Source organism: Aeromonas oralensis, assembly GCF_049665575.1.
GTDB lineage: Bacteria > Pseudomonadota > Gammaproteobacteria > Enterobacterales > Aeromonadaceae > Aeromonas > Aeromonas hydrophila.
In genome coordinates this window covers 422,572-441,473 of record NZ_CP187186.1, presented here as the reverse complement: position 1 = coordinate 441,473, position 18,902 = coordinate 422,572, and the positions used below count along the sequence as shown (strand labels likewise).

At 62.0% G+C, this 18,902-nt stretch carries 17 protein-coding genes; 11 read left to right on the top strand and 6 right to left on the bottom strand.

The annotated features are described in order from the left end of the window. Genes exeE through exeC form a run of 3 tightly spaced genes read right to left on the bottom strand, consistent with a single transcriptional unit; the run spans window position 1 to window position 4,409 of the window. Window positions 1–1,506 carry a GspE family T2SS ATPase variant ExeE gene (gene exeE, locus ACPDZI_RS02175; protein WP_016349336.1) on the bottom strand — a complete coding sequence of 502 codons (1,506 nt, stop codon included), beginning with the start codon at window positions 1,504–1,506 and terminating at the stop codon, window positions 1–3. Next, a complete protein-coding gene (exeD, locus tag ACPDZI_RS02170; protein ID WP_263680572.1) occupies window positions 1,506–3,539 on the bottom strand; it encodes a GspD family T2SS secretin variant ExeD in 2,034 nt (677 codons plus the stop codon). The genes exeE and exeD overlap by 1 nt, the downstream gene beginning before the upstream one ends. 21 nt (window positions 3,540–3,560) lie before the next feature. After that, window positions 3,561–4,409, bottom strand: coding sequence for a GspC family type II secretion system variant ExeC (gene exeC, locus ACPDZI_RS02165; RefSeq protein WP_302054596.1), 849 nt, complete (start codon window positions 4,407–4,409; stop codon window positions 3,561–3,563). 214 nt (window positions 4,410–4,623) lie between these two features. Here exeC and hslR point away from each other — a divergent pair, with 214 nt between their 5' ends. The 9 genes from hslR (at window position 4,624) to ACPDZI_RS02120 (ending at window position 13,220) form a co-directional block, all read left to right on the top strand. Next, on the top strand, window positions 4,624–5,022 hold the full coding sequence (gene hslR / locus ACPDZI_RS02160) for a ribosome-associated heat shock protein Hsp15 (RefSeq protein ID WP_016349333.1): 399 nt from the start codon (window positions 4,624–4,626) through the stop codon (window positions 5,020–5,022). 108 nt (window positions 5,023–5,130) lie between these two features. Further along, window positions 5,131–6,015, top strand: coding sequence for an Hsp33 family molecular chaperone HslO (gene hslO / locus ACPDZI_RS02155; RefSeq protein ID WP_438833928.1), 885 nt, complete (start codon window positions 5,131–5,133; stop codon window positions 6,013–6,015). A gap of 149 nt (window positions 6,016–6,164) precedes the next feature. Beyond that, complete coding sequence (gene pckA, locus ACPDZI_RS02150) at window positions 6,165–7,790, top strand: phosphoenolpyruvate carboxykinase (ATP) (protein ID WP_011704536.1); 1,626 nt, start codon at window positions 6,165–6,167, stop codon at window positions 7,788–7,790. Between the two features lie 175 nt (window positions 7,791–7,965). After that, window positions 7,966–8,631, top strand: a complete 666-nt coding sequence (locus tag ACPDZI_RS02145; RefSeq protein ID WP_168967982.1) for a GntR family transcriptional regulator — start codon at window positions 7,966–7,968, stop codon at window positions 8,629–8,631. 33 nt (window positions 8,632–8,664) lie between these two features. Continuing rightward, a complete protein-coding gene (locus ACPDZI_RS02140; protein ID WP_438833927.1) occupies window positions 8,665–10,467 on the top strand; it encodes an aminopeptidase P family protein in 1,803 nt (600 codons plus the stop codon). A 112-nt stretch (window positions 10,468–10,579) separates the two neighbouring features. Further along, on the top strand, window positions 10,580–10,975 hold the full coding sequence (locus ACPDZI_RS02135; protein WP_026080215.1) for a nitrous oxide-stimulated promoter family protein: 396 nt from the start codon (window positions 10,580–10,582) through the stop codon (window positions 10,973–10,975). A 120-nt stretch (window positions 10,976–11,095) separates the two neighbouring features. Continuing rightward, complete coding sequence (locus ACPDZI_RS02130; RefSeq protein ID WP_438833926.1) at window positions 11,096–11,548, top strand: GNAT family N-acetyltransferase; 453 nt, start codon at window positions 11,096–11,098, stop codon at window positions 11,546–11,548. 137 nt (window positions 11,549–11,685) lie between these two features. Further along, the gene (locus ACPDZI_RS02125) at window positions 11,686–12,162 is read left to right on the top strand and encodes a glycine zipper 2TM domain-containing protein (RefSeq protein ID WP_005308463.1); all 477 of its coding nucleotides are present in this window, start codon (window positions 11,686–11,688) and stop codon (window positions 12,160–12,162) included. A gap of 122 nt (window positions 12,163–12,284) precedes the next feature. Continuing rightward, window positions 12,285–13,220, top strand: a complete 936-nt coding sequence (locus tag ACPDZI_RS02120) for an IS1595 family transposase (RefSeq protein WP_438834546.1) — start codon at window positions 12,285–12,287, stop codon at window positions 13,218–13,220. Between the two features lie 56 nt (window positions 13,221–13,276). Here ACPDZI_RS02120 and ACPDZI_RS02115 read toward each other — a convergent pair whose 3' ends face one another. From ACPDZI_RS02115 to ACPDZI_RS02105, 3 genes are all read right to left on the bottom strand, one after another. Next, on the bottom strand, window positions 13,277–15,256 hold the full coding sequence (locus ACPDZI_RS02115; protein WP_029301886.1) for a bifunctional 2',3'-cyclic-nucleotide 2'-phosphodiesterase/3'-nucleotidase: 1,980 nt from the start codon (window positions 15,254–15,256) through the stop codon (window positions 13,277–13,279). A 127-nt stretch (window positions 15,257–15,383) separates the two neighbouring features. After that, complete coding sequence (gene lysE / locus ACPDZI_RS02110; RefSeq protein ID WP_011704530.1) at window positions 15,384–16,004, bottom strand: L-lysine exporter; 621 nt, start codon at window positions 16,002–16,004, stop codon at window positions 15,384–15,386. A 213-nt stretch (window positions 16,005–16,217) separates the two neighbouring features. Beyond that, complete coding sequence (locus ACPDZI_RS02105) at window positions 16,218–17,000, bottom strand: LuxR family transcriptional regulator (protein WP_076361576.1); 783 nt, start codon at window positions 16,998–17,000, stop codon at window positions 16,218–16,220. A gap of 62 nt (window positions 17,001–17,062) precedes the next feature. Between ACPDZI_RS02105 and ACPDZI_RS02100 the strand changes: the two genes are divergently transcribed. Beyond that, window positions 17,063–17,686 (top strand): acyl-homoserine-lactone synthase, encoded by a 624-nt coding sequence (locus tag ACPDZI_RS02100; RefSeq protein WP_076361577.1) that lies wholly within the window; start codon window positions 17,063–17,065, stop codon window positions 17,684–17,686. A gap of 267 nt (window positions 17,687–17,953) precedes the next feature. Further along, entirely contained in the window at window positions 17,954–18,853 is a 900-nt protein-coding gene (locus ACPDZI_RS02095) for a LysR family transcriptional regulator ArgP (RefSeq protein WP_438833925.1), read from the top strand. Window positions 18,854–18,902: the final 49 nt, after the last annotated feature.

The window sequence follows — 18,902 nt, the reverse complement described above, 5'->3', positions numbered from 1 at the left end:
TCAGTCTTCCCGGGTCACGCGCAGCACCTCTTCGAGGCTGGTCTGCCCCTTGAGTACCTTGTCGATGCCGTCGCGGCGGATGCTGGGGGTGTGACCCCGGATCAGCCGCTCGATGGCCAGCTCGCCGCTGGCGCTGTGGATCGCCTCGCGCACCGCTTCGTCGATCACCACCAGCTCGTGGATACCGGTCCGGCCGCGATAGCCGGTGTGGTTGCACTGCTCGCAGCCCACTGGCCGCCACACCTGCTGATCCGGCGCCAGCTCGATGCCCATGGCAATGCGCTCCTGCTCGGTGATGGGGCGCGGCGCGCGGCAATCGGGGCAGAGGGTGCGCACCAGCCGCTGGGCCAGCACCGCCAGCAGCGACGAGGAGAGCAGGAAGGGCTCGATGCCCATGTCCCGCATCCGGGTGATGGCGCCGATAGCGGTGTTGGTGTGCAGGGTCGACATCACCAGGTGACCGGTCAATGACGCCTGCACCGCGATCTGGGCGGTCTCGAGGTCACGAATTTCCCCCACCATCACCACATCCGGGTCTTGGCGCAGAATGGCGCGCAGGCCGCGGGCGAAGGTCATGTCCACCTTGCTGTTGACCTGGGTCTGGCCCACCCCTTCGAGGTCATATTCGATGGGGTCTTCGACGGTCAGGATGTTGCGATCCCGCGAGTTGATCTCGGAGAGGGCCGCGTAAAGGGTGGTCGACTTGCCCGAACCGGTCGGGCCCGTCACCAGAATGATGCCGTGGGGCTTGCGAATGAGTTCGCTGATGATGTTGCGGTTGGCCAGCGTCATGCCGAGTTGCTTGAGCTCGAGCCGCACGTTGTTCTTGTCCAAGAGACGCAGCACCACCCGCTCGCCGTAGCTGGACGGCATGGTGGAGACCCGCACGTCCACCGCCCGACCGCCGATGCGCAACGAGATGCGGCCATCCTGCGGTACCCGCTTCTCGGCGATGTCCATCCGCGACATGACCTTGATGCGCGACACCAGCAAGGAGGCGAGCTTGCGATGGGGGCGCAGGATCTCCCGCAGCACCCCATCGATGCGAAACCGGATCACCAGGGCCCGCTCGAAGGTCTCGATGTGGATGTCGGACGCCTCTTCTTTTATCGCCTCGCTCAACATGGCGTTGATGAGGCGGATGATGGGGGCGTCGTCGTCGGCATCCAGCAGGTCTTCACTCTGGGGCAGCTCTTCGGCCAGCGCGAAGAAGTCCATCTCGTTGCCGAGATCCTCCATCAGCTGGCGCGCCTCGGAAGAGTCGCGCTGGTAGTGGGCCATCAGCAGCTCTTCGAAGGCCTCGCCGTCCATCTGCTCCACCGTGAAGGCGCAGCCCGCCACCCGCCGCACTTCCAGCAGGGTTTGCGGCGTCACGCCCTGGCGGCAGAGCAGCACCGGGGCCCCCTGCCGCTCGGTCAGGATCACCCCGAAGTTGCGGGCGAAGGCAAACGGCAGCTCGGGCAGGGCTGCTGGCATGTCGACGCCATCCAGCTGGTATGCCGCCATTACTTGTTACCCACGAATGGCTGGGACCCGCCGCTCGTCTGCGGGGCCGACTGTGTCTGCTGGAGCTGCTTCTGCACCTCGGGCGACATGGTCACGCCCTGGCCGTACTCGGGCAGCACCTGGCGCTTGGGCGAGGTGAGGTACCCCTCCTGCGCCGCCGCCTCCTGCTGCTCGGAGCGGAACTGGGAATACTTGTTGCTGGAGATACCGCTGTAGACATCGGCATCACGCAAAATGGTCGGTCGGATAAAGACCATCAGATTGCGCTTGGAGGTCGAGTTGGAGGTAGAACGGAACAGATAGCCCAGCACCGGGATGTCGCCGAGCAGCGGCACCTTGGAAACCTTCTCCTGGGTCTTCTCGTCCATCAAGCCACCCAGTACTACTGTCTCGCCGCTCTTCACCAGCACCGCGTTCTTGATGGTACGGGTATCGAAGGTCGGGCCCAGCGTGCTGGTACCGGGAGCCTGGGTCTGCGCCACACTGGAAACTTCCTGCTCGATGTTGAGCAGCACGGAATCCCCCTCGTTGATCTGCGGCGTTACCACCAGCTTGGTACCCACCGTCTTGCGCTCGATGGTGTTGAACACCTGATCGCTGGTGGTGGAGCTCTGGGAGCCGCTCTGCACCGGCACTTCCTGGCCGACGTTGAAGGAGGCTTCCTTGTTGTCCATGGTGACGATACTCGGGGTGGAGAGAATATCGTTCTTGGTATCGGTCGACAGGGCCGTCACCAGCGCGGCCCAGTTACCCTTGTAGAAGCCGGCCGCCATACCGTTGAAATCCTTGGCCAGCGAGGCCAGGCCGGTGGTGGTGCCGTTCTTCTGGTAATCCTTGGCGGCGATGGCCACCGAACCGATGGGCAGACCTGTGTCGGTAAACTGGGTGCCACCTCCATTGGTGTTGGCCCACTGCACCCCGAGGTTGAGGCCGTCGCCATCGGCGATCTCGACGATGATCGCCTCCACCAGCACCTGGGCACGGCGAATGTCGAGCTTGGCGACCACCTGCTCCAGCTCGGCCATCACGTCCGGCTGGGCGGTGATCACCAGCGCATTGGTGGTCTCGTCGGCGGAGATGGCCAGCTTGCCACCGCCGATGCTGGCACCGCCACCGCCTGTGGTGGTGGCCGCGCCGCCCTTCTTGTCCGCCTCGATGCTGGAGCTGACGCCTTTGAGCACCTCCACCAGATCCTTGGCCTTGCCGTACTTCAGATAGAAGACCCGGGTGTTGCCCTGGCTCTGCAGGTCACGGTCGAGCTGGTGCACCATCTGGATGATGCGGGCGCGCGCCTTGGGCTCGCCGCTCACCACCACCGAGTTGGTGCGCTCGTCGGCCACCACCTTGGGGGCCAGCAGCAGGGAGGTGTTGCCACCCTGATTGTTGCCGTCCTTGTTGAGGTTGGTCACCAGCCGCACCATCTCGCCGGCGGAGGCGTACTTGAGCTTGACGATGTCCACTTCCTGGTCGCCCGCCTTGTCGACCCGGCGTACCACTTCCACCAGCCGGTTGACCACGGCGGCGCGGCCGGTGATCAGCAACACGTTGGAGGGGTCGTAATGGACCACGTTGCCGCCGCCGGCGTTGTCGTTGAGCTGGCGCAGCAGCGGCGCCAGTTCGCGCACCGAGACGTTGCGCACCGGCACGACCCGGGTCACCATCTCGTCACCGCTGCCGGGGTTGCTCTCGTCCACCACCGGGATGGCGGAGGTCTTGGCATCCTTGGAGCGCACCACCTTGAGCACGCCGTTGTCCATCGGGACCACGGCGAAGCCATAGACGTCGAGCACGCTCAGGAAGAACTGGTAGTACTGGTCTTCGTTGAGCAGGTCATAGCTGCGGACGTTGATCTTGCCGCGCACCGAAGGCTCGATGATGATGGTCTTGTTCAGGTTCTTGCCGACCGTGTTGATGAACTCTTCGATGTCGGCATTCTTGAAGCTGGCGGAATATTCGGTGGCCCAGGCAGAACCTGCCATCATCAGCGCCGCAGCCACGGTGGCCAGACGCCAGCCCTTCCCTTTATTTCTCATTCTTGGTGCTACTCCAAATCATTATTCTGACAAGCCGACATAAACGTCGTAGAGCTGTCCTTGCCGCTCGACGGTGACGGTCATTTCCGTTGCGCCAGCCACCTGCTGCATCGCCTGCATGGCCTGAGCGTTATCCCGCAGATCCAGCCCATTGATGCTGACCGCCATATCGTTGGCGACCAGCCCCAGTTGATTGAACAGTTCCGGATTGCTGCCCGGATTGAGGCGATAGCCGACCATGCGGCCATCGACCCGGACCGGGGAAATATTGAGGTAATCGGTGATCTTGCCGGGGTTGCCCATCAGCTCGTTGCGTACCGAGGAGAGCTTGCTGTCCTGGTTGCCCGGCTTGGGCAGCGGCTTGCCGTACTCCTCCCCGTCCAGCATCAGGGTCTCGTCACGGCCGTCCCGCTCGATGATGACCCGATCCGGGAATACCTGGCGGATCTTGGCCTGGGTACCATCGATGAGATCACCGATGCCGTAGGAGTTCTGCAGCCCGTTGTGGGCGATGATGGCGATGGATTTGGCCGGGTCCGAGCTCGCCAGCACGCCGTTGAGCTGGGCGTTGAGCTGGGTCTTGGGAGCATCGGCTGCGACAACATCGGCCGCCTGGGCCTGCTGTTTGGCCTTGCCGAACAGTGCCAGCCGGCTGACGCCGCTCAGGTCAAGCCGGTTTGCACCCTGGCTCTGATTGGCGACCACCGACGGTTGCCAGGACTGGCTGACGGGCCGGCTGCCGAGATCCAGCAGACGCCAGGTGAGACCGGCACACTGGTGGGCCAGCAACAGCAGCAGAAGCCAGAACAGAGGCTGGCTGAATCGGGAGAGTGGCACGGTTTTACAACGGGCCAGAAGGGAGCTCAACAAGTCATCCCTGAACGGTAGCGTCATGTTTATCAATATTTTCTGGCATCCAAATCGGTTGGCTATTGTGTACGGCAATGGACCCAGAGACAACCGACCGGATGGGATGAAGCTGCGAAAATTGACATTCCGTCACACCATCAGCCCCCCTGTTTCTATCCCGGGGCCCGCCTCTGGTATAATCAGGCACCCCTTTCAGCGATTCCGGAGTCGATTCATGCCGAACCCCGCAGAAACCCCAGCCCTGGTCCGTCTCGACAAGTGGTTGTGGGCGGCACGTTTTTACAAGACCCGCAGCCTGGCCCGCGACCAGATTGAAGGGGGCAAGGTGCATTACAACGGCCAGCGCAGCAAACCGGGCAAGCATGTCGAGGTCGGCGCCCTCATTCGCTGCTGGCAGGGCCAGGACGAACGGGAAGTGCGGGTGCTCGAGGTGAGCGAGCAGCGCAAATCCGCCCCGCTGGCCCAGCAGCTCTATGAAGAGACCGAGGCCAGCCTGAAAAAGCGGGCCGAAAACAGCGAGGCACGCCGCTTCAACAGCCAGTTTGCGCCAAGCCCCGAGCGTCGCCCCGACAAGCAGGAGCGGCGCCAGCTGATCAAGGTCAAGCAATATTGACCCGCCAAGATGGCCCTTTTATGACGACAGTTGCCGGAATAAGTTCCTAACCAGCTGTTTATTAATGTTTTTATCTATTTACCCCACCGAAGAACCCAGGAATGCATGATGAGTAACCAAGATCTCCTGTATCGCTATCTGTTCGAAGAGTACGAAGTCCGGGGCGAGCTGGTCCAGCTGGACCACACCTACCGCCACGTGGTTGAGGCCCAGAACTCCCCGGTACAGGTGCAAAAACTGCTGGGTGAACTGCTGGTCGCCACCAGCCTGCTGACCGCCACCCTCAAGTTCGAAGGCTCCATCACGGTGCAGCTGCAGGGCAACGGCCCGGTACGGCTGGCCGTCATCAACGGCGACAACAACCAGCAGCTGCGTGGTGTGGCCCGCTATGAAGGGGAACTGCCGAGCGACGACAAGCTGCAGAGCCTGATCGGAGAAGGCCAGCTGGTCATCACCATCACCCCGGAACAGGGTGAACGCTATCAGGGCATCATAGCGCTGGACGCCGACACCCTGGCCGGCTGCCTGGAGCACTACTTCGCCCAATCCGAACAACTGGCGACCAAGCTGTGGATCCGCACCGGCTACCACCAGGGTGAGCCGCGCGCCGCCGGCATCCTGCTGCAAGAGCTGCCCGCCCAGAGCGAGGATCACAGCGACGATTTCGAACACCTGACCCAGCTCACCAGCACCATCAAGGATGAAGAGCTGTTCGGGCTGGAAGCGGAAGAGATCCTCTACCGCCTCTACCACCAGGACAAGGTGCGGGTGTTCGATCCGCAGGCGGTCGAGTTCCGCTGCACCTGCTCCCGCGCTCGTTGCGAAGGGGCTCTGCTGCAGATAGAGAAAGAGGAAGTGATGGAGATGGTGCAGGAGCTCGGCAAGATCGACATGCACTGTGATTATTGCGGCGCCCAGTACCAATTTGATGGGATCGACGTCGAAACCCTGTTCAGCAGGGCTCCCGGTAATGATGCAAACAAGTTACACTAATTGAAGGCGGGCAAAACCCGCCTTTAACTTAAATAACAAAAAAATACCCTATTTTATAAAGTTTGATGGCGATCGCTAAACTCTACCACCTAAGTGATAGGATGAACGCCAGATAGAACCCTACCAACCTCTGAACCCAGGAGAATACAATGACAATCGTGGCAGAACCCACCCTGGCCAAGCAATTAGGACTGGACCAGTACGGTATCAAGAACTCCACTGAAATCCTGCGCAACCCTTCCTACGACCAGCTGTTCGCGGAAGAGACACGTGCCGACCTGGAAGGGTTCGAGCGCGGCGTGGTGACCGAACTGGGCGCCGTCAATGTCAATACCGGCATCTTCACCGGCCGCTCCCCCAAAGATAAATATATCGTTAAAGACGCCACTACCCAGAATACTGTGTGGTGGTCTGACCAGGGTAAAAACGATAACAAAGCCATCAGCCCGGAAGTGTGGTCACATCTGAAATCCCTGGTGACCAAACAGCTTTCCGGCAAGCGCCTGTTCGTGGTCGACGGCTTCTGCGGTGCCAACCCGGACACCCGCCTGGCCGTGCGCATCATCACCGAGGTGGCCTGGCAGGCTCACTTCGTGAAAAACATGTTCATCCGCCCGAGCGATGAAGAGCTGAAAACCTTCAAACCGGACTTCGTGGTGATGAACGGTGCCAAGTGCACCAACCCGAACTGGAAGGAGCAGGGTCTCAACTCCGAGAACTTCGTCGCCTTCAACCTGACCGAGAAGATCCAGCTCATCGGCGGCACCTGGTACGGTGGCGAGATGAAGAAGGGGATGTTCTCCATGATGAACTACTTCCTGCCCCTGCGCGGCATCGCCTCCATGCACTGCTCCGCCAACGTGGGTCAGGACGGGGACGTGGCCATCTTCTTCGGCCTGTCCGGTACCGGCAAGACCACCCTCTCCACAGATCCCAAGCGTCAGCTGATCGGCGATGACGAGCACGGCTGGGACGACGACGGCGTGTTCAACTTCGAAGGTGGCTGCTACGCCAAGACCATCAAGCTCTCCAAGGAAGCCGAGCCGGACATCTACAACGCCATCCGTCGCGATGCGCTGCTGGAGAACGTGACCGTGGCGGCCGACGGCACCATCGACTTCGACGATGGCTCCAAGACCGAAAACACCCGGGTCTCCTACCCCATCTATCACATCGAGAACATCGTCAAGCCGGTCTCCAAGGCGGGTCACGCCAACAAGGTGATCTTCCTGACCGCCGACGCCTTCGGCGTGCTGCCCCCGGTTTCCAAGCTGACCAAGGAGCAGACCAAGTACCACTTCCTGTCTGGCTTCACCGCCAAACTGGCCGGTACCGAGCGCGGCATCACAGAGCCGACCCCGACCTTCTCCTCCTGCTTCGGCGCAGCCTTCCTCTCCCTGCACCCGACCAAGTACGGTCAGGAGCTGGTGAAACGGATGGAAGCCGCCGGCGCGGAAGCCTACCTGGTCAACACCGGCTGGAACGGCACCGGCAAGCGCATCTCCATCAAGGACACCCGCGCCATCATCGACGCCATCCTGGATGGCTCCATCGAGAAGGCAGAGACCAAGGTGCTGCCGATCTTCAATCTGGAAGTGCCGACCGCCCTGCACGACGTGAACCCGGCGATCCTCGACCCGCGCGACACTTACGCCAACAAGGCCGAGTGGGATGCCAAGGCGGTTGACCTGGCAGGACGCTTTATCAAGAACTTCGAGCGCTTCACCGACAATGAAGAGGGCAAGCGTCTGGTAGCGGCAGGCCCGCAGCTGTAACAGCCAGCCCGTTTACTGCCAATCTCATACCGGTCAGCCCAGCTGGCCGGTATTTTTTTGAGCAGAGCGCGGCGTTTGACTCCTGCCAAACCTTGCCTTGTGGGCCCTTGCGCGTTAGATTCAGCCCAACTTTATACAATATACAATTTTGTAACGATTCCCCTGTGACCCGATCATGACTCCACCCTACAAGACCCGTACCCAAATGGTGATGGAAAACCTCCGTGGCCGGATCCTGCGCGGTGAGTTTCCCGCCGGCGCCCCCCTGCGCCAGGACGCCATCGCCAAGGAGCTGGCGGTGAGCCGCATTCCGGTGCGCGAAGCCCTGATGCAGCTGGAAGCGCAGGGGCTGGTGAAGTTCGAGGCCCACCGTGGCGCCGTGGTCACCATGCTGGACGCCGCGGCCATCGAGGAGCTCTTTTATTTGCGAGCCCTGCTGGAAGCCGATACCCTGTTCCACGCCGTCGACCTGATGACGGAGGAGACCTTCGCCAGGGCGCAGGCGATCCTCGCCCAGTTCGACCAGGCCCTCGAGTCGGGCACCCAGATCGAACGCTGGGCCGAACTGAACCACAGTTTTCACGCCACCCTCTATCAGGCCGCTGGCCGCCCCCAGGCACTGGAGCTGATCGCCCAGATCAATCTGAGCTGTGACCGCTATGTGCGCTTCGAGCTGCTCTTTGCCAGCGATGGCGTCGACAAGGCCGAGCGCGAGCACGCCCAGCTGCTGGAGCTGTGCCGCGCTCGCCGCAAGCACGAGGCGGTGGTACTGCTCAAGCAACATATCGAGGCGGCTGGCCAGTCAGTCAAGCGGATCCTGGACAGCGGCCACAACCACTGAACACTCACATCACTACAATCTGGCATTAACGACATGAATCATTTCGAGATTATTGAAACCCGCGTCGCCCAGGTCAGGGCCGAACTGGCCATGATGGAGCTGGACGCCTTCATCGTCCCCCACGACGACGAGCACCTGGGGGAGTACATTCCCGCCTACGCCGAGCGACTGGACTGGATCACGGGTTTCAACGGCTCCGCCGGCCTCGCCATCATCCTGGCGCAGCGGGCGGCCCTGTTCATCGACGGTCGTTACACGGTGCAGGCTCGCATGCAGGCACCGGCCGAGCTCTTCGAGTTTCTCCATCTGGTGGAAGATCCCCATGTGCAGTGGCTGGCGGATCAGCTGCCGTCCGGCTCCCGGGTCGGCTTTGATGCCCGCCTGCACAGCCTGGCCTGGTATCACAATGCCAAGGCGGTGCTGACCGAGCGCGGCATCGAGCTGGTGCGCGTGGAGCAGAACCCCATCGATCTGCACTGGAGCGATCGCCCCACCCCCACCAAGAATCCGGCCATCCTCTACAGCGAAGCGCTGGCGGGCCAGTCCAGCCAGGCCAAGCGCGAGATGCTGGCCAGCGATCTGCGCAAGCGCGGGCTGGATGCAGTGCTGCTGACCCAGGCCGAGCCCATCAACTGGCTGCTCAACCTGCGTGGTCGCGACGTGGAGCGGCTGCCGGTGGTGCTGGGCTTTGCTGTGCTCTACGCCAACGCCACCATGGATTTCTTCGTCGACACCGACAAGATCGACTGCTTCGCCTTCAGCCAGCACGTGGGGCAGGATGTCTCCGTCTACCCCATCGACAAGCTGGGTGACGTGCTGCAGCGCATCGGCGAGGATCAGCAGAAGGTACTGGCCGATCCCAACACTGCCAACGCCTGGACCCAGCTGGTCATGGAAGAGGCGGGCGCCATCCTGGTAGCCGGTCAGGACCCGACCATGCTGCCAAAAGCGTGCAAGAACCAGGTTGAGCTGGCCGGCATGCGTGCCGCCCATCTGCGCGACGGCGTAGCCGTTACCCGCTTCCTGGCCTGGCTGGATCGGCTGATCGCCAGCGGCGAGTTCGACGGGGTGGATGAAGGCACTCTGGCCGACCAGCTGGAAGCCTTCCGCCGCGAGCAGGAGCACTATGTCGAGCCAAGCTTCGACACCATCTCGGCGCTCGGCCCCAACGCCGCCATGTGCCACTACCGCCACACCAACGGCACCCCGCGCACCTTTGGCCAGGACAGCATCTATCTGGTGGACTCCGGTGCCCAGTATCTGGACGGCACCACCGACATCACCCGCACCATCAAGGTGGGTGAGCTGACCGACGAGCACAAGGCGATGTTCACCCGGGTACTGCAGGGTCACATCGCGCTGGATCAGGCCCGCTTCCCGCGCGGCACCGCCGGCATCCAGCTCGACGTGCTGGCCCGCCAGCCGCTGTGGCAGGCCGGTTACAACTACGACCACGGTACCGGCCACGGCGTCGGTCACTTCCTTAGCGTGCACGAAGGTCCGCAGCGCATCGCCCCCAAGGGCAGCCTAGTGGCCCTGCAGCCGGGCATGGTGCTCTCCAACGAACCCGGTTACTACCGGGAAGATGCCTTCGGCATCCGTTGCGAGAACCTGGTGGTGGTCACCGAGCAGGAGCAGATCGGCGAGCTGCCGATGCTGGGCTTCGAGCGGCTGACCTATGTACCGTTCGATACCCGCCTCATCGATCGCAGCCTGTTGAGCCCGGCCGAGTTCCGCTGGATCAACGAGTATCACGCCGAGGTCTACCGCCGCCTGAGCCCGCTGCTGGAGGGAGAGGATCTCGCCTGGCTGGAGCAGGCAACCAGCCTCATCTAAGCGCAGACAACGCTGCTTGTCTGATGAAACAGGGCCCGCGGGCCCTGTTTTTTTGCCTGCCGGTTTGACCTGTATCAAGACCCCGTCGCCCCAGGTCCGGACAATGCCCTGCATGACAACCCATCACTCCCACCCCGCGCGCCCGGCCCGTGCCGACAAGGCGCCCGTGCATCCCAGGCTCAAGCGGGAGCAGCAGACGGTCAGCGCCATGATCCGCCTCTACTGCGACCACCATCATCAGGATCCCGCCTGCCGCCACTGCCAGCAGTTGCAGGAGTTTGCCCACCAGCGGCTGCGCCGCTGCCGCTATGGTCACGGCCACAAGCCCACCTGTGCCAACTGCCACATCCACTGCTATGCCCCGGCCATGCGCAAGCAGATCCAGCTGGTGATGAAGTGGAGCGGCCCGCGCATGCTGTGGCATCACCCCTGGCTGGCCCTGCGCCACCTGCTGGACAGCCGTCGCAAGGCCCCCAAACGACCGGGCAGCCGTCCCCTGCCGCCCTGAGTCGGGGCTGCCCTGCCGCTCAGCGCCTCAGACCCGCTTGCATCAGTCCGGCGGGCCCACTACCCTGTGGCTCCTTTTTGACTGCCGCCCGGCAGCACGTACGACACCACAGGAGCCCGGATGCACCAGCCCCCCGTTTTGAGAGTGGCGCGCCACACCGACATGCACGCCATCTGGCAGATCGACGTCAATGTATTCGGGGAGGATGTCTATCCCGGCTTCTTCTTCCGCCAGGCCATGGATCTGTGGCCCGAGCTGCTGCTGGTGGCCGAGCTGGACGGCAAGCTGCTGGGTTATGCCCTGGGCGGACTGGGACAGGATCGGTCGCAAAGCTGGCTGCTGTCACTGGCGGTGCTGCCGGAGGCGCGCGGCTTCGGCCTGGCCGAACGCATGATGCTGCAGGTGGAGCAGTCACTGCTGACACTGGGGATCGAGCGGGTCAGACTGACTGTGGATCCGGCCAATCCGGCTCAGCGCCTCTACTTTCGACTCGGTTATCAACAGCTGGCTGAGGAACGCGACTATTTCGGCCCGGGCGAGGACCGCCTGCTGCTGGAAAAACGGCTCGGCTGAACTGGCAGTGACGGGGTTTGCGGGGCCCAGGCCTTATAATTGGTTACACTTTGCTGGTTTCATGCTCAATCCGGTTGGCGTAGAGTTGAATCACTGACCGAACAAACCAGATTAGATGCCAGCCCAGGAGGCCCATCATGTTGAAACGCATTACCCTCATCGCCCTGTTGGCCACCACCACCGCCACCACCCTCAGCGGCTGTGCCAACAGCGACGTCTACTCCGGTGACGTCTACACCAAGGATCGCGCCAAGCAGGTGCAGACCGTCAGCTACGGCACCATCCTCTCCACTCGCCCGGTCAAGATCCAGGCCGATGAGAACTCGCTGATCGGCACCATCGGCGGTGCCGTGGTCGGCGGCCTGCTCGGCAGCACCATTGGCGGCGGGCGCGGCAGCGACATCGCCGCAGCCGGTGGCGCCATCGCGGGTGCGGCAGCGGGCAAAGCAGCCGGTGACAAGCTCAACCAGGTGGACGGTGTCGAACTCGAGATCAAGAAAGAGAACGGCGAATCCATCGTGGTGGTGCAAAAGGCCAGCCCCACCTTCGTACCGGGCGCCCGGGTACGCATGACCCAGGGCAACGGCACCATCAACGTGGCCGTGGTCAACTAAGCCCTCGGAACCCTCCGCCCATGAAAAAGGCTCTGTCCCAGTTATGTGTTGAAAGGCTAATCTTGAAGTAGGTCATCACCTTGAGGGCCTCCACCATGGATACCTAAGCCTTTCAACACCTACTGTCCCTCTTCCCATTACTCACTTTGCGTCAGCGTCGTCTCGCGCAACATGAACTCACCACCCCTCACCCCATCACCTCGTTGGCCACTCAACTGCCCGCATGCCAATGCTGCCCTCACTGTCAGGCCGAGGCCACACAGTTGGCTCCCTGGGGCTGGTCTCGCGGGCTGCGCCGTTATCGCTGCAAGCAGTGTTTGCGCACCAGTTCCGTTCTCACCAACACGCCTCTCGCCCGACTTCGCAAGCCACAATGCTGGGAAGACTATGCTCAGGCCCTCATCGAAGGTCTGACCGTCCGGCAGGCGGCGCTCCGCTGTGGGGTCGGTAAAAACACCGCCTTTTTATGGCGCCACCGCTTCCTGAAGGCCATGGCTAGCCACCAGGCAGTACGGGAAGAGGGTATCGTCGAGGTCGATGAGACCTTCTTCTTAGCGTCGTTCAAAGGACAGCGCGGATTGCCCCGCCCGGCCCGCCATCGTGGAGGCAAAGGCTGTACCCGAGGCACAGGGCCGGATTACATCCCGGTGATGGTGGTGCAAGACAGAGCAGGTCACCTGGCTGACTTCCAGTTGAAGCAGCTGAATGCCAGGGCAGTTAAGGCGGTGCTTGAGCCGCTTATCGCCCCGGATGCCGTCCTGTGCAGCGATGGCGCTGGGGTGTATGCCAGTTTCAGCAAGTCGCAGGGCATGACCCACCAAGTGGTGCACAACCGTGCGGGAGAGCGAGTGGTAGGTGCATATCACATCCAACATGTGAACGGGTACCACAGGCGATTGAAGGAGTGGATGGAACGGTTCCATGGGGTCGCGACCCACTATCTGAGGAATTATCTGGGTTGGCGAAGGATGTTGGAGCGCTATGGGCGGGAAGTGAATATCTCATGTTGCTTGCATGAGGCGCTGGGGCGCCCCATGCAACACGTAATTGGGACATAGCCATGAAAAAGCCCTCGCAGTGCGAGGGCTTTTTTTATTGCCATGTCGGCCGGGAATTACTGACGGATCAGCCGGAAGATGGCGTAACCAGGGTGCTGGGCGTCATCCATCGGCAGGGTGGACTTGTACTCCAGATCCGCACCGGCCAGCTGTTTGGCCTCCTCGCGAGGCGAGGAGTAGAGCCGCACGTCCACGTTGGCCGGCAGGGCCTTCATGTGCCAGTTGTTGTTGGCCGCCGGGCTGAAGCCGGCCGGGTTGTCGGCAGACTGGGCCTTCAGGTACTGGGCGATGATTTCGCGCGTCTCGAAGGGATCTTCATGCACTATGTTGCTGCCGTCGATGCCCGGGAAGTGGCCGCCGCCGCTGGCGCGGTAGTTGTTGGTCACCACGTAGAACTTCTGGGCCGGATCGATGGGCTGGCCGTTGAAGGTGAGGCTGCTGATGCGCTGGCCGTCGCTGACCTTGGCCCCTTCCTTGTTGTAACGGGCCGGCTGGGTGATATCCACCTCGTAGTTGACCCCGTCGATCACGTCGAAGTTGTAGGTGGGGAACTTCTCGTTCACCAGCCACTGCACCTCGGTCTTGCCGGTGTCGATCTGGTTGAACTGGCCGGCACTCATCTCCAGCCACTCCTTGACGGTGGCCCCATTCACCTCGACCACCTGCAGGGTGTTCGGATAGATGTAGAGGTCGGAGACGTTGCGCAGGGAGATGTCGCCCTGAGCCACGTAGGTGAAGTCATTGATGCCGTTGCGGCCGCCACGGAACGGCGCTGCCACCGACAGGATGGGGTAGGACTCCTTGAGCAGGCCGTCTTTTTGCAGCTGTTCGGCATGTTTGCGCTGGGCATCGCTCACCAGCTGCACCGAAGGATCATCCTGCACCAGAGCGAAGAAACTGTGGATGGAGGAGGTGATCTTGCCAAGCGGCTCGTCCAGCCACTGGTTGGTGGCGTCGTGGTCGGCCTGTACCAGGTCCACCACCCGTTGATCCACCGCGCTGCCCTCGCTGGAGTCGATCTTGCGCAGGCTGGCCTGGCTCTGTTTCACCTGCCACTTGCCGTCCACCTGTTCCAGCTTGAGGTCGATGATGCCAAGGTGGTTGCCCCAGTAACCCGGCATCACGGTCGGAATACCGCTCAGGGTGCCGGCCTTGTTGTCCACCTCCGGCAGATCCGGGAAGTCACCCGGGAAGTTCTTGTGGGCGTGGCCCAGCATCAGGGCATCCACCCCCTTCACCTTGGCCAGGTGCCAGGCGGAGTTCTCCATCATGGCCTCGTAGCTGCTGGCGTTGATGCCGGTGTGGGCCACCACCACCACGATATCGGCGCCCTTGGCGCGCAGCTCGGGCACATAGTGGTTGGCGGTCTCGACCATGTCGGCCACCACCACCTTGCCTTCCAGGTGACGCTTGTCCCACTGCAGCACCTGCGGCGGGGTCAGCCCCAGGATGCCGACCTTGACGGTCTGCAGCTGGCCCTTGTCATCCTTCACCTTGCGCTCCAGCAGCAGGTAGGGGGTGAACTTGTTGCCGCTCCAGTCTATTTGCCCCTTGGCATCGCGCTTGAAGGCGCCCGCCTCGAACACGTTGGCGTTCACATAGGGGAACTTGGCTCCCTGCAGGGTCTTGGTGAGGTAATCCAGCCCGTAGTTGAATTCGTGGTTGCCCAGGTTGCCGGCATCGTAGCCGAGCTCGTTCATCGCCTTGAACACCGGGTGGGCCTGCTTGTCGAGGTAACCGGCACCGGACTGCTCGAAGATGTAGTCCGCCAGCGGCGTGCCCTGGATCAGGTCGCCGTTGTCGAGCAGCAGGTTGTTGGGGTTTTCGGCGCGGGCCGCGCGGATCAGCAGCGCGGTGCGGGAGAGGCCAAACTTGCGATCTTCCTTGTTCTGGTAGTAGTCGTAGCCCAGTACGTTGGAGTGGATATCGGAGGTCTGGATCAGACGCAGGGCAACCTCACCCGGTTGCGCCTTGCTGTCGTTTTCATTGCTACAGGCAGATAACAGCACGATGGCTGCAATAGCACCCAGCTTCATGGTTTTATTCACTGTCTTGTCCCTTTTATTATGAGTGTCGCTTTACCAGCGACGGGAATTTAACAGACGAATATGTCAGCGCATGAAGCCGGGATTAATTTTTATGAGGTGCGGCACAAAAATAGCCTTATGACGCCAGCAGAGCCCCGCTCGCCAGCTGCAACGCCAGCCCCAGCATGATGAAACCAACAATAGTATCAATAGCTTGCTGAACCCTGCCGCGAGCTAGCCAGGGCGAGAGGGCGGCCGCCCCGAACGCCAGGCTGTAGAACCAGACCAGCGAGGCCAGCATGGCCCCGGCCGCAAAGGCCGGCCGCAACTCTTCGGCAAACTGGCTGCCGAAGGAGCCGAGCAACATCAGGGTATCCAGGTAGACATGGGGGTTGAGCAGGGTCACCCCGAGGGTCATGGCCAGCACGCTCTTGACCCCCATCAACTGTGGCGAGTCCGCAAGCTTGGCTCCCTGCCCGCGCCAGGCACTGCGCAGGGAACGGATACCGAACCAGCCGAGAAACAGCACGCCGCCCCAGGTCAGCAGGGCCAGGCCGATCGGGCTGGCCGCCAGCAGGTTGGCCCCGCCGAATACTCCGATGCCGATCAGCACGAGATCGCACAGGCAGCAGAGGGTCGCCGTCAGCAGATGGTGGTTGCGGTGGATGCCCCGACTCAGCACGAAGGCATTCTGGGCACCGATGGGAATGATCATGGCAAGGCCGAGGGTGAAGCCTTGCAGGGTGGTAGCAAACATGGATGAACCGTCCAGCAGAGTGATTGGACGGCACTATAAAGGGGGCAGTTCTATTTAGAGAAATTCATTGATCTGCTGAGCCATTGGTTTTGCTAATGACTGCGCGGCAGGCATAACCCCTTCGGGGCAGAAGGGCCGTCATTCGGCCATGACTGTCAATTGCAGGATCTGACAATTGTTAGCCAGTCACTCTGCCCCGAGAATCATCGGGTTTTATTGCATCAGCTTGGGGAAGTTGGTGACCATGACCTGCTCGAGATTGGGCAGCAAAATGCCACTGCTCACCCCCTTGGCGATGGCCTGGTAGCGATTCATCGACCCCGTTTTACGGGTGACCTGATTGAGGTGGTAGTTCACGGTTCGCTCCGTGATCCCCAGGATGCAGGCGATTTCACCCGACGTTTTCCCTTCACTGGCCCAGAACAGGCATTCGGTCTCCCGGTCAGTCAGGGCCTCCTGAGGGTCATCTTCCCGCAGACTGACCCGCACAATCCGGATCGCCGCCTCGAAGATGTAGTTGGACATCCAGGAGAGGATGGGCGAGGACTCCAGCAGCAGATCGCTCGATGCCCGCTCGGCGGTGATGAACGACAGTATGCCGTTCTCCCCCGCCGCACCGTGCAACGGGAACGAAATTCCGTTGCGCAGCCCGAACTCCGCCGCCAACCCCATCACGTCAAGACTGCCCTCTTGCAGAAAACGCGCCCGCTCATCCAGCCGGTTCCAGTAAATGGGCAAGGTCTGCTTGCGGGCCAATTGAATGATGGGATCACAGGCCAGCATATGGTTGGCCGTGTAGGCCTGCACCCAGGAATCTGGGCACTGGTTGAACAGCACCACCTTGGGTCTTTGCATCGACATGGGAATGATCAGCGCAAACCGGTAGTAGTCGTAACCCATACCGAGCGTGAACCGACCGATCAACTCGGCCAAACGATCCCCGTCCGTTACCGAAGTGAAATGTTCGAGGTACTCAAGCAGTTGGTCTTGTTTCATATGCTAGCCCCCCTGGCCAGGGCCTCGATTATAGCGCCGAACACTGAAATGGAGACATCTGAATGCTTGTTTTCAAAGGAAAATTAAAAGAACACCCCAGATGGGAGGTAGAAAACGAGCTTTATCGCTTTCGCAATCGCGTCTTCTCCGACCGCCTCGGCTGGGATGTGGAATCCCACCGTGGTCTGGAGCAGGACAGTTTCGATACCCCTGACACCCACTGGGTGCTGATCGAAGACGAAGAAGGCCTGTGCGGCTGCATCCGTCTGCTCAGCTGTGCCCAGGATTACATGCTGCCCAGCATCTTCCCCACCGCCCTCGCCGGCGAAGCCCCGCCGCGCAGCAACGACGTGTGGGAGCTGACCCGCCTCGCCATCGATGCCGAACGGGCTCCCCGGCTTGGCAACGGCATCAGCGAACTGACCTGCATCATCTTCCGCGAGGTCTATGCCTTCGCCAAGGCGAAGGGGATCCGCGAGCTGGTTGCCGTGGTCAGCCTGCCAGTGGAGCGCATCTTCCGCCGTCTCGGCCTGCCCATCGAACGGCTCGGTCACCGCCAGGCGGTGGATCTGGGCGCCGTGCGCGGAGTCGGGATCCGCTTCCATCTGGATGAGCGCTTCGCCCGCGCCGTCGGCCAACCCCTGCAGGGTGCCTATGACGAGGCGCGCGAACTGGTCACCGAATAAAGGCGACGCAAAAAAATCCCGGGGTAAGACCCGGGATTAAAAGTTCTCGCTATGGCCCGTTTCCACCCCATGCAAAAACGGACGCAAAAGAGTATCTCTTGAATACCTTTTGACCACCACTGTCACATCTCACAGTGACAAATCCGCTTTGACCCCGCAGCCCTTGTCACGCCTGGCCTGCCGACATTTTCAGCGATCCCCGGTTGTTCTGCCGCCACCACTTGAGTAGCATCTCTTCTTAATCCCCTCTGTTGATAAGGCATGCTGATGAAGGCGTTGGATTACAAGCTGCTGCTGGCGCTGGATGCGGTCATGCAAGAGCAGAACTTCGAGCGGGCCGCCCAGCGCCTGCACATCACCCAGTCCGCCATCTCCCAGCGTATCAAGCAGCTGGAGCAGCAGTTTGCCGAACCGTTGCTGATCCGCGGCCAGCCGCTGCAGGCCACCGCGCTCGGTCAGAAGCTGCTGGCCCACTACCGTCAGGTGCGCCAGCTGGAGCTGGAACTGGCTGGCGAGCTCTCCCCCGCCGAGCCGCAGGCGCCGATCCGGGTCAGCATCGCCGTCAACGCCGACAGCCTGGCTACCTGGTTTCTGCCGGCCCTGGCCCCGCTGCTGGAGCAGCACCCCATCGAGCTGAACTTGCTGGTGGATGACGAGAGCCGCACCCTGGATCGGGTACGCGAGGGGCAGGCGTTCGGCGCCGTCAGCCTGCACGGCCAGCCGCTGGCCGGCTGCTGCGTCGACGAGCTCGGCGAGATGCGCTACCAGCTCACCGCCAGCCCCGCCTTCGTCGCCCGCCACTTCCCGCAGGGGCTGACCCTGGCTGCGCTGGCCAAGGCGCCGGCGGTGGCCTTCGATCAGCGCGACGACATGCACGTCAGCTACATGGCCCGCCACTTCGGGCTGGAGCCCGGCGGTTACCCCTGTCACACGGTGCGCTCGTCCGAGGCCTTCGTTGCCATGGCCGAACAGGGGCTGGCCTGCTGCCTGATCCCGGAATTGCAGATCCGCCGCCAGCTGGCGGAGGGCAGCCTGCTCGATCTCAGCCCGGACCAGCATCTGGTCGAGCGGCTCTACTGGCACCGCTGGGTGCTGGAACGGGGGCTGCACAAACAGATATCCCAGCGCCTGATCGAGCAGGGTCGCCGGGCACTGCAACCCGGCTGAACCGGCCATTCACCTTGGCTTTGGAGGGGTAAAAACGTATAGTGCTGGG